Here is a 10997-nt window from a genome sequence, read left to right as displayed (position 1 = left end):
ATAGGCATGAAATTTAAATTATTTTAACTTTTACCATAAAAGTAGCGCAAGAGCCAGATTTTCTTTCTGTTTGCTTATGCTTGTACGAGAGCAGCTATTTGCTAATACTGATAAAGAACTTACTCCAATAAATCCAACGCTATATCTTAGCAAATGCCTTCTCAAAAATTTTTGCTTAGTTGTAAATAATACATAAAAATTCTTCATTGTTTCCTCCATTGTTTCATCATATATATCCTTGTAAGGATATATATAGAGCAGTTTCTAACTCCCCGAATGACTTCGAATCATACGTATAACTATTTATTATACGGAAATTTCCCGTATAACATCCCTATTGAGGATATTATACGGAATTTTCTGCACAACTTTACATATGGAACAACGTCCAAAGAAACTGCTTGAACAGGTGCAAGATGTTATCAGGCTTAAGATATGTAGCCAACAGAAGCATAAATGATGAAAAACGTTAGCCCCAAACCAGTGCGCCAAAATAAACACCAGAGGATAAAAAAACTGTCGATAATAGCGTTACGGATAACTATACTTCGGTTTTTGTGATATGACATTTTAAGCTTGCTCCCGATAACTAATATTTAAGTTTTTATTTAGGGTGATTGCATCCCTTCACATTAAACTTAAACTTAGCAGTAGTTTGAATTATCATATTGATAGTTGAAAATATAAACTACCTAATCAATTGCAATTAACTATTTAGCCACACTAAATAAGGTTAAATATACCAACCTATCGTAACGATGTTTGTACCTAGCCCGACATAGTTACTGTTGCTGTCATTGATATCTACAATTTCATCGATTATATCTTCACGGAGTTTAAATTCAGGCAAAGTTTTGATGATTTTTTGAAAAAGTTTAAAATGGTGCTATAGGTTAAAAAAAATAAAAATGATTAAGATTTGACCCTTAACCATTTGATGATATTTTTGTAAAATGATGGGATATACCTATGTTTGATTCACATGGTTGGGGCGTATGCCATTAGTTGTGGTTTTTCTTGTTACGAGACTTACTACCTGATTGCACCTTAAACCGCACCTGTTTCCCGATAGTTACCTCGGCAACATTGCTAATATCTTTACCAGATTTATAGGCTTCAATAATTGCCTTGTTATTAGCTTGGTACTTAATAACTCTAAATTCATCAGGAAAATCTTCATCATCTACTTCTACTAGTAAGTTAGCGACTTTTGGTGGGTTATCCCTGATTTCAATTACCCTTTCTTTACCGATGTTTTTGTCATTGATTAATCCAATCTCGTGTAGGTGGATGAGGGTGCGCTTGATTTGTTCAAGTTGAGTTTTGCGACGTGAAATTACCCGATCGTGGAGTTCAGCTACTCGCGCTTTTCTTTCCTCCCAGGTTTCAAGGTCAAGATTTAACTGGTCAACTACCCAGGCGATCGCATCGATTTTGGTTTCGATACCATCTTGAACACCCATAAGTTCTTGTAAGAGTTGTTCTACATTACCCTCTTCGCCTAACTCGCTTGCTTCTTCTATCTGTGACCAAAGTTTAGCAGCATCTAGGCTTAATTCTTTGAGAGTGAGTTGGTTGATTTCGCGTTCAATTGCTTGAGTCATGATTTACTTTTGATATAAAAAACTAGTAGCAACTAACTGCTACTAGTTGTTGACTAAGAAGAGTTGATGCTTGAAGGGAGATTGAATTTAGTATCCGTACCGCAAGTGATAGTACTCTAATTTTTCTTGTGCCAATTCTGCTTCGTAGTCGTAGTAATCTGCCTCGCTTATGAATGTGCTTATTTGTTGAATTTGCTGTGCAGATTTTACTAATTTTTTGTTAGCTTTTTGGTTAAAACTCGTAGTAGTTTTCATGTTTATACAACTTCAATTTTTCGACGAAGTTGTTGCGTCAGCAAATGTTGTGATCTTGAATTAGAAAGATAATATTTATATTTTACCTTTCTCATAACTATCTACTATTGATTTGTCTTAAACTACTAGTTTTTCTACCACATCTCTTTTATCAGTTGGACGTAAGCATTGCATACCGCAGCGCGTGCATTTCCAGTCTGATTTTGATTTGATCTCAAGTGCGATATTATCCCAGTTTGAAGAATAGCGACTGCGGTTTTTACCAGTCATCAATCAGTTCTTTTTGGGTTGCAGAAAACTAATTTTGATTTAATTTGACGCGATATTATTGTGATTATATTTACGCAGAAAGTTTTCCGGAAAAATTCACCTGTGACATAACTTGTGTGCGTATTGAATTAGCAGCCTTCTCTGCAATTTCTTCTCTATCAGCATCAGTAAGAACTACTGCAAGTAGCGATTTGAGAGCTTCTCGGTTAGATATAAACTCCTCACCGTATAAATCATCTTGCAGCAGGGTGACTTCCAAGTGAGGTATTAACTCAGGCGTAGGAGATAGCAACCGCTCTTTAATACGTGCCCTTGCAGTTTCTGTCGCAGAAGTTGTACCTATACCTAAATCCCATGTTTCAATTATTAGCCTGACTTCGCGGTTGAGAGATACACGCAGCGTTGATAAGCGACCAAATAAAGGAAGGTTGAGCATTAAAGGTGGTAATGCATTACCCCAATCCAAACCAGCGCCAATCGTGCAATTTGCTTCATCTTCGATGCAAACAGCCTCTTCGAGCCATCCTTCACCAAAAAGTAAATCTATAGCTTCTTGGGTTGTTATTGACTCGTTTGCCTCAAAATTATCCTTTTGCTGTTGATGATTCATAAAATTTTACCCGGATCAGCCCTTATCTTTGTCTCAATACACCATACTCAAAATAGACTAAGTTATCATATTCTTCTTCCGAACCGCAGTTCAACATGTTTTGTTTTTCGTAAAATCCTTCAGACCTTGGTAAAGAATGCAACCCAATTCTACCTTCATACCCTAACTCAACACTTCTAATTCTTGCGAAATTTAATAGTGCTTGACCAACACCTTTGAATTGAGGCGGGCGTTGAATCTCGATTCGGTTAGTGGGGGCAGTGGCAATACCATCAACATAAACTAGCCTCTTACCAATATTCAACCGGGAACCGTGCATTTGCGTTTCTATTATCATTAATCCTTGAGTTTTGTTTTCGCACTCAATTGCGTAACCTTCAAGATTTTCTTGATTGTCAATATATCTTAATTTGAATATCCAATCCCAGTATTTATCTTCTTGACTAAATAACCTTAAGCTTTCTACCCAATAATTGACATAATCATCAACATGTCTTTGGACTAAATCTACCAAATAGGCTTCAACAGATGTATTATCAACCCCTTTTTTTAACTCGATTTTTCGCTGCACCTAAAGCTCCTAATTGTCAACTGATTATTAAAGCTTGTGACATTTCAACCAAATTATGAGGTGATGTCTTAAGTTCACTTCTTAAACTGGGACGATCTCTTTCGGATAGTGCGCTTATGTATCGGCACTAGGGAGTAATGAGTATACGGACAGCGAGGGGAAGTGCGTCAACTCTACCTTTGAAGGTCAACGCGCCAGGTCTAAATAGCAAGTGCGATGGCGTAACCGCCCGCTGGAAGCGATCGCCTCCGTTGCAGATTGTGTCTAAATGTAACTAATCTTTAAAATATGGACACAATTAATACTCAGTAAATTATAGCTTTGCGCCAAACCTTTTACAATCAATATGTCGATATCAATAATGATATCGATGTAACGGCAGGCAGTAAATCAGTCAAACAGCTAGAGAAAAAGCTGGAGAAACTGGAATCCCATCTTGCAGATATTGGCTCCTCGGTGGAAACAAAACTTGAAGCTATCACCAAAAAGCTGGAGCTAATCGAACGGGCAATCGCCTCTGGGAGATTGAGCAACAACAAACCGCGAAGACAAGTGCACCCGTACCAACAAACACAAGTTTAACTACAACCCAGGACAAACGAAAGTCTTGCTCCAAGACTCGGTGTTAGCCCCCAAAGCCTGATTGCTGAAAGAGAAAAACTCAGCGCCAAAGAATTTTTGAGTTGGTCACGTAACCGCGATCCAATGAGCGTGGGTTGGGAATGGAATGCTCTTGACGAACTGTATCATCCGCTCAGGTGACGCAAGCGTTCACATTTCTGGGGTAGTGGCGCAATGGGCTACGTGGCGATCGCCGCTAATTTCTAATCGGGGCATATCTCACAAAGCCTCAGCGATATCGTTTGAGATTAAGAGAGCTAGCTTCATCTTCACCCACGTGTAGATAAGCTAATCGTCATTCATTTTTCCAGAATGATTCGCTTGTAGTAAGGGCTTCAGCCCTGCTTTTATGCAACTTAAATGCCGATTAGCTTAGTTGTCTATCGTGATTTTCCCTGACGAGTGGCCCAGCGTTTTAGTGATGATGTGAATAGGCGTGTTTTTAGCAGCATGGGTAGCGTGGCTGTGCCGTAACCAGTGTGGGGAGGGGATGCGACTTAACCCTGCTACTTCAGCAATGGATTTGATGATGCGGCGGATGTGGCGATCGCAAATGGGTTCACCCGTTTTTTGGCTTGTGAAAAGCGGCTCGGTTTTGTCTTTAGTATGTTGTCGATTAGCCAAAAGGTATTGGTAAAGTTCTATCGGTATGGGAACATCGCGCTCCTTGTCTCCTTTGCCTACCACTTTAATGTAAGGTAGCCCGGACTGATTTGAATGCATGGTAGCCCAGGTTAAACCACTCTCACCTACCCGAATAGCACCGTAGTAAAAAAGCTCCAGAATTAGTTGGTTGCGTTGCGCTTGTATCTTTTTGTGAGGAGTGGGGGCTTGTTCTACAACTTGTGCAGCTGCATCGAATAGGATTTCAATCTCAGTCTCAGTCAGGGTGCGCTCCTTAATCTTTTTGCGCTCCGGAGGTACTTTCAACAACATTGCAGGGTTGGCCCGCAAGTAGCCTACATCGCAAGCGTAGCGCAGAAAGCTTTTAAGGGATCTTGGCGACGGCGGACGGAAGCACGAGCAATTTCCCCTGTTTTCTCTTTTTTAAGTAGGTGGGCTTTGTAATTGTCCACATCTTCTTTGGTGGTGGTGTGCAGGTTTAAATTATCTAAGTCTGGATAGTCAATGCCTAGTCGCCACTGAACAAAGTGCATCACGTCATTTCGGTATGCTCGCACAGTTTGCTCTGACTCCCTACTGGTGAGCCAACTAGAAAACAGTTCGCTGGTAGTTTCCGCCCCAGTGATTTTGGGTGTGCCAGTTGCCTGTACCACCGCTTCGACTGTTGCTTTGATCACCGCTAGTTGTTCCGGTGATAACTGAGCGATCGCAACCCCTAATTCTTCTGTATCTACACCTGCGTCTGTACGTGATAACGTCATCACACAGCCTCAAAATAATACGCGGGATGAAGCGGGTTTATCCGCCCGAAAAAAATGTCCGATAACGTCTGTTCCCAGACATTTTTAGTCTCATTCTACTCCCCCTTGCTACTCTACTCACTACTAACAAAAAGGGTTTTGCTAAATTAATTGAAATGTTAACTTGTGTGAACGCACGAGTCGGTTTTCTGATACTCCTTTGCAAGGCCCTTCATCAGGCTTAGTATCTAAAACTACTCTTGGAATAGACATTCTGAAATTAATTCACCGCCCGTGTTTGTTCTGGAAGCTGATGCTGTTATAGCAAGGGACTGGGGACTGGGTGAAAAGTCTTTTTGTGTCTAAGTTTTATCATCTGTTAATGTCCTGACCACCAAGGCTTGTGCTATGGCTTCTTCCCAAACCGCCGCAGATGAACGGGAGCAACTGTTTAGGAGCGCGATGGGCTTACGCCCCGCCTTCTTGCGATGGCGTAACCGCCCGCCGTAGGCGATGACCTACGGTCGGTGTAGGTAATCACCTTATTGAACGGATGGCTTAACGTGTATAAAAACAACAAGAATAGTAGATGATAATCATGCCTTGGAACCTAAAGCAATTATCCCAGTAATGCAAATCCAAGGGTCTACTTTTCTCATTTCAGTAAATTCACTGCAACAGTATTTCTCTAGAAAGGTACATAAAAGTATAAGTTAACTTTCAGGAAAATTACGATGAATTTTACAGAGTCTATCAAAAATGAGCTAATTTCTTCAGGTATGATTGACCAAGCTTTAAAGGTAGGAGATATTATTCCTAATTTCATTCTACCTAATGCTTTCAGGCAAGCAGTAGAATTACAAAAATTACTAGTTACTGGGCCTGTAGTTATTTCCTTTTTTCGAGGTTCTTGGTGTCCTTTTTGTAACTTAGAACTAGCAGGACTCCAGCAAGCATTACCTGCAATTAAAACATTAGGAGCATCAATAATTGCTATTTCACCTCAAACTACTCGTCATACCATATCAACTGTAGAAAAACATGAACTAACTTATGAAGTATTGAGCGATCGCAGCAATATGATTGCTCGTCAATTTGGGATTGTGTTTCAAATCCCGGAGTATCTAAGACCTATATTAGAGTCAAAGGGTCATGTGTTACCTAGATACAATGGAGATGAGTCTTTTGAACTACCTATTCCAGCTACATTTGTAGTTGATCGAGACGGAAAAATCGTTTATGCTTTTGTTGATGCAGATTATACTAAACGGTTAGACCCAATTGAAATAGTGAGTATTCTACGAAATATTCCTACAGTTAGCAAAAGCTAGTACAGTACGGCGTAAATAAACCACCCATTCCAAATCAATACAACTCTTGGAGAGGCTACGCCTTAAGCGTAGCTATGCCGCAGGCTTTACGGCAAGCTCTGTTACCATGAAACGCTTATGCTGCATTCATTTTTAATTCTGCCCTGCGGTAGCAGTATATTAATTTTAGATTTCACTATTTTTTCCAATTCTTAGATAATATTCAGTTTTATACCATACTCATCTCAGGATAATCTGTCACTCTAATAATTAAAATCAATCAGGCAGTATTGAGAAAATATTTCCTTCTCAAGTATCTATCTGATTTGATGATTTTTATTTAGAATTATCACAAAATAGTTGTCAAAGATATGCAAAACGCTAATCTACAAAAAGCGACATTTGGAGCAGGCTGTTTCTGGGGAGTTGAAGCAGCATTTCGTCAAGTAAAGGGAGTAACTTCTACAGCAGTTGGTTATAGTGGCGGACACTTTGAGAATCCAACCTACGAAGATGTCTGTAGAGGAAAAACTGGACACGCTGAGGTAGTGGAAGTGGAATACGATCCGGCAATAGTATCTTATGATGAACTGCTAAATGTGTTTTGGAATAAGCACAATCCCACAGCATCAAACCATCAGGAGCTAGATGTTGGTTATCAATATCGGTCAGTGATATTTTTCCACACTCCAGAGCAGGAATTATTAGCAAGAGCGTCTAAGGAGCAGCTTGAGAATAGTTCTCGTTATCATAAAAATCCAATTGTGACGAAGATTGTAGCTGCATCACAATTCTATAGAGCGGAAGAGTATCATCAGCAATATCTGGAGAAGCATGGACGAGCGTCTTACAAGATAGGCTAATCTTTCACTGGATTGAGGGGATCTTAAAAGCCGAATGCTGTAAATCCCCTTACTTGCTATACATATCAGGGAACTTTGCTTGAAGTTTAGCCAGCTTCGGCAAGTCATTCACTACCACATAGCGATCGCTCGGATGATGCACTATATAATTCTGATGGTATGCCGCAGCCTGATAAAAACCTTTCAAAGGATCTAATTCTGTGACAATCGGCTTGTCGAAGATTCGCGATTTGTTGAGTTGAGCGATATATTTTTGTGCAGCCTGTTTCTGCTCATCGTTAGCAAAAAAGATCGCCGAACGATATTGCTTACCTGAGTCTGGGCCTTGTCGATTTAACTCTGTCGGGTCATGGGCTACCAAAAAGTAGACCTTGAGAAGCTGATTATATGATATTTTTGATGGATCGTAGGTGATTTTCACTGATTCAGCGTGATTGGTTAATCCAGCACTAACAATTGCGTAGTCTGCGGTTTTTGCATCGCCTCCAGAAAAGCCAGAAACGACATCAGAAACACCTTTGAGATGCTCAAAAACTGCTTCCATTCCCCAGTAGCACCCACCAGCGAAAACCGCTACTTGCTTTCCCTGCGGTGCAGCATTCGAGATATCAGTGGCGGGAGCAGGAAGTATCACACGAGATGCACCGTATAGGAGTACAAAAGTCAGCGAAATGATGGACAAGTTGCGTAATAACTGACGGGAGAGAGTAAAGTTATGAATTGACATGACGTTGTGAACTCCTTTATTTAATAGACCAAGAACCGAGTTTATTCTGCTATTTTGTCATTTAGATAGCGATCGCTTAAATAAGACCCCCATCTGCGCCAATGGGCTATGTGATTTTGGGCTTCTGCTAATCTGATTTCTTCTTGGGTTGGGGTTCTCATAATCTCACCTTCTGCATATCTGCACTTGATTTTAATTAATTTGCTATATTGAGTATCACGTTTTTATCAAAGATGGGGCTGATATTTTGATTAAAATTGGCTAGGTGAATTGATAAATAAAAATTTAGGATAAACTCAGGAAAAATTTATATTAATTTTTGTTATCAAAATAAATGATTATTCGATATTTTGACCCTGAAGAGTTTGAGGAGATATTTGATTTAAGGATTAGTGACTTTGAATCCTGGAAACGTGAACAGATCATCAAGCGAAAATAAATTATTTAAAGTAAGATTTAATACTGATATCTTTGTGACAGCCTTAATGTTGGTATTCTGGCAAATCGAAAGGGGAATAATAAAGTGGTTAAATATGTTGAACGTTGTATTTTTTCAGAAGAAGAATATCTAGAGGCATTCCACTCAATTTATGAAGGATTAACTCTAGGACATAAAGCTATCTTGGATAAATTGTATCAGCATTGTTACTTTATGGAAGATAATCGCAGATTACGTACTTGGGAGTTATCTGAAGCTGCTGGATATGATGGTGATTCTCCTGGGCAAATTGGTCATTTAGGTGCAAGTTTTTGCAATTTTTTTGGAGTAAAAGATAATGAATTTAGTCAACCAGCACTTGCAATAGTTAATTGGTTTGCAGATGAAACGAATGGGTATTGGTACATTGAGCTAATTCCTGAAGCAGCTAGAGCATTTAAGCATTTTCGCCTCGAAACTATCCAATAAAATGGGTTGATAATGTTCTTTTACCCTGCGGGAAGGCTGCGCCTACGTTCCTCAACCGAACTTACTCCTTCAAAATTAAGGAATTACTTGATTTTCATCACAAAGAGAGACGATCTGATTTACAAAAGCTTTTAGTTCTGGACAAGACTGAATAGCAATCATAAGATCATTGTCCTTCAAAATCTTTGTCCCATGAATAGGCTTGTCATAATCTTGGCGTCCTCCTGATTTGAAAATTTCCTTGATCCAGTATGAAGGAGGTTTTTGGTGATTTACAGTTTCAGGAGAACCACTAGGAGCAGAGCGATTATGTTTTGCTAAGGATTGGATAGTTTTCCAGTACGGAAGAAGCCATGCTTCAAAGTCATGTAGTGCTGTGTGTGGATAAAATCTGGGGTTGTTACCAACCCACTGCATCATTTGGGCTTTAGCATCAGCCGCATCTTGAAAATCGTTAGTTCCTGTATAAACGTCCGTCAGCGCAATTACAGCATCATAAGCATTATTGCCAGTTAGTAAATTTTCAACTACACGCCTGAGTTTTTCTTCTTTAGGAATTCGACCATGTTGCGGAATAAACTTGAGTCTTGGCATTTGTTGCCCTAAACGAGTTTGGAGAAACTGACGCAGTTTTTCTTTAAAAGCTACCTCAGTAGCCCCCTCAACTAAAATAGCAATCTTCATGGACGCCCACCCATCAAATTCATTCCCCAAAGTTGATCAAGGGTGTAATCCGCCAACCACTTATCCAGATCAAGAGTGTCAGCCCAAGTCATCTTTGCCTCACCTTCTTCAAGGTCACAAATTAGAACCTCATTTGGTTTAAGAAATCTAATCAGCCGATCTGAATGCGTTGCTACTATAAGCTGCGTGTGTTTTGAAGCCTCTCTCATTAAATATGCTAAATGTCTCAAAAGTTCAGGATGTAAGCTGACTTCTGGCTCATCTAGCAGAGTGATTGTTGTTAAGCTTTGGCTTTGCAGAAGAGTAACTAACCAAAGAAAGCGCAGTGTCCCCTCTGATAACTCATGTACATATATAGGCTGAGAAAAATTTCTATCTGTCCAAGTCATGGAAATAGTTCCTGCGGCAACTGGAGGAAAGTTTAACCTCGCAAAATCTGGAAATGCTGTAGAAATAACATTTTCAACCATTTCAAAGCGATCTCTATCAGTTTCTCGAAGATCATAGAGACAGGAAACTAAATCTTCACCACTTGCACCAGGTAGCTTCGCGGGACGCATTTGTTGAGGTAAGCGAATTGGACTTTTCTGCGAAACATCAAGTGCCCCGTAATAAGTACAAGAAGCAAGGCTTTTTCTCAAGTTTTCAGGCTCACGATACATCTTAGGAACTTGGGAAAGCGATGTTTCAAGATAATTATGTTCCCAGTTTGGTCTTAAAAGTCCACTACCTTCCTGAAAATATTTAATGTCTAAGCTATGCGATTCAATGTACTTAAATGGCTCAGGTTTACTTGGATTCCTCTGCTGCGTTAAAGTTTCATTTCTAATTTCATAAGACAAGCCTTTAGGAGACAATGTTAAACCATATTTTAAAGGTTTTTCTTCTGGCACTTTCATTGAAACTGAGATTTCAAGTTCCTGCGCTTTGCCTCTAGTCAAAATTTCGTTTAAACCACCTTTCAACTGCAATGTCTCTTGTAACTTGCCATTGGCTGAAGCGGCTAGTATTGAAAGAATATCTAAGAAAGAGGTTTTTCCTGCCCCATTCGCACCAATCATCACAATCAGATCCCTCATCTCAAGATCGACTTGCCAAAGACGGCGAAAACCTCTTACCGATATGTTTTCAAATCTATCCATACAGCTAACCACTATAATTGACAATAGTTAAACTTGCTTAAGAATTAAGATTCAAGCAATCTTCAGTAT

The 10997-nt window shown here is 39.6% G+C and carries 14 protein-coding genes; 5 read left to right on the top strand and 9 right to left on the bottom strand.

Features of this window, described 5'->3' with window-relative positions; genetic code table 11:
• Nucleotides 1–1001: 1001 nt before the first annotated feature.
• The 4 genes from HWQ37_RS10530 to HWQ37_RS10515 all read right to left on the bottom strand — a co-directional run bounded on the left by HWQ37_RS10530 (nucleotide 1002) and on the right by HWQ37_RS10515 (nucleotide 3310).
• Entirely contained in the window at nucleotides 1002–1604 is a 603-nt protein-coding gene (locus tag HWQ37_RS10530) for a siphovirus Gp157 family protein (RefSeq protein WP_292746669.1), read from the bottom strand.
• An 87-nt stretch (nucleotides 1605–1691) separates the two neighbouring features.
• The gene (locus tag HWQ37_RS10525; RefSeq protein WP_292746666.1) at nucleotides 1692–1859 is read right to left on the bottom strand and encodes a hypothetical protein; all 168 of its coding nucleotides are present in this window, start codon (nucleotides 1857–1859) and stop codon (nucleotides 1692–1694) included.
• A 340-nt stretch (nucleotides 1860–2199) separates the two neighbouring features.
• Nucleotides 2200–2739, bottom strand: a complete 540-nt coding sequence (locus tag HWQ37_RS10520; RefSeq protein ID WP_292746663.1) for a hypothetical protein — start codon at nucleotides 2737–2739, stop codon at nucleotides 2200–2202.
• 22 nt (nucleotides 2740–2761) lie between these two features.
• Nucleotides 2762–3310 carry a GNAT family N-acetyltransferase gene (locus tag HWQ37_RS10515; protein ID WP_292746661.1) on the bottom strand — a complete coding sequence of 183 codons (549 nt, stop codon included), beginning with the start codon at nucleotides 3308–3310 and terminating at the stop codon, nucleotides 2762–2764.
• A 321-nt stretch (nucleotides 3311–3631) separates the two neighbouring features.
• Between HWQ37_RS10515 and HWQ37_RS10510 the strand changes: the two genes are divergently transcribed.
• Complete coding sequence (locus HWQ37_RS10510) at nucleotides 3632–3892, top strand: hypothetical protein (protein ID WP_292746658.1); 261 nt, start codon at nucleotides 3632–3634, stop codon at nucleotides 3890–3892.
• Between the two features lie 151 nt (nucleotides 3893–4043).
• On the top strand, nucleotides 4044–4214 hold the full coding sequence (locus HWQ37_RS10505; protein ID WP_292746655.1) for a hypothetical protein: 171 nt from the start codon (nucleotides 4044–4046) through the stop codon (nucleotides 4212–4214).
• Nucleotides 4215–4303: 89 nt separating this feature from the next.
• Here HWQ37_RS10505 and HWQ37_RS10500 read toward each other — a convergent pair whose 3' ends face one another.
• A complete protein-coding gene (locus HWQ37_RS10500) occupies nucleotides 4304–4861 on the bottom strand; it encodes a tyrosine-type recombinase/integrase (protein WP_292746652.1) in 558 nt (185 codons plus the stop codon).
• A gap of 29 nt (nucleotides 4862–4890) precedes the next feature.
• On the bottom strand, nucleotides 4891–5316 hold the full coding sequence (locus tag HWQ37_RS10495; protein ID WP_292746649.1) for a hypothetical protein: 426 nt from the start codon (nucleotides 5314–5316) through the stop codon (nucleotides 4891–4893).
• Nucleotides 5317–6029: 713 nt separating this feature from the next.
• Between HWQ37_RS10495 and HWQ37_RS10490 the strand changes: the two genes are divergently transcribed.
• Together HWQ37_RS10490 and msrA (HWQ37_RS10485) are read left to right on the top strand one after the other, a co-directional pair.
• Entirely contained in the window at nucleotides 6030–6626 is a 597-nt protein-coding gene (locus HWQ37_RS10490) for a peroxiredoxin-like family protein (RefSeq protein WP_292746646.1), read from the top strand.
• A gap of 350 nt (nucleotides 6627–6976) precedes the next feature.
• Complete coding sequence (msrA, locus tag HWQ37_RS10485) at nucleotides 6977–7468, top strand: peptide-methionine (S)-S-oxide reductase MsrA (protein WP_292746643.1); 492 nt, start codon at nucleotides 6977–6979, stop codon at nucleotides 7466–7468.
• 49 nt (nucleotides 7469–7517) lie between these two features.
• Here msrA (HWQ37_RS10485) and msrA (HWQ37_RS10480) read toward each other — a convergent pair whose 3' ends face one another.
• Nucleotides 7518–8195: a peptide-methionine (S)-S-oxide reductase MsrA gene (gene msrA / locus HWQ37_RS10480; protein ID WP_292746640.1), complete on the bottom strand. Its 678-nt coding sequence runs from the start codon at nucleotides 8193–8195 to the stop codon at nucleotides 7518–7520.
• Between the two features lie 523 nt (nucleotides 8196–8718).
• Here msrA (HWQ37_RS10480) and HWQ37_RS10475 point away from each other — a divergent pair.
• The gene (locus tag HWQ37_RS10475; RefSeq protein ID WP_292746638.1) at nucleotides 8719–9102 is read left to right on the top strand and encodes a hypothetical protein; all 384 of its coding nucleotides are present in this window, start codon (nucleotides 8719–8721) and stop codon (nucleotides 9100–9102) included.
• Between the two features lie 75 nt (nucleotides 9103–9177).
• On the opposite strand, the gene HWQ37_RS10470 is transcribed toward HWQ37_RS10475, so the two are convergent.
• Complete coding sequence (locus HWQ37_RS10470) at nucleotides 9178–9786, bottom strand: DUF4276 family protein (RefSeq protein WP_292746635.1); 609 nt, start codon at nucleotides 9784–9786, stop codon at nucleotides 9178–9180.
• On the bottom strand, nucleotides 9783–10928 hold the full coding sequence (locus HWQ37_RS10465) for an AAA family ATPase (protein ID WP_292746632.1): 1146 nt from the start codon (nucleotides 10926–10928) through the stop codon (nucleotides 9783–9785). Before HWQ37_RS10465 ends, HWQ37_RS10470 begins: the two co-directional genes overlap by 4 nt.
• Between the last annotated feature and the right edge of the window lie 69 nt (nucleotides 10929–10997).

The sequence above is a fragment of the Nostoc sp. NMS4 genome (genome assembly GCF_017115095.1).
In the GTDB taxonomy this organism is placed as follows: domain Bacteria; phylum Cyanobacteriota; class Cyanobacteriia; order Cyanobacteriales; family Nostocaceae; genus Nostoc.
This window is presented reverse-complemented; position numbering and strand designations above follow the sequence as displayed.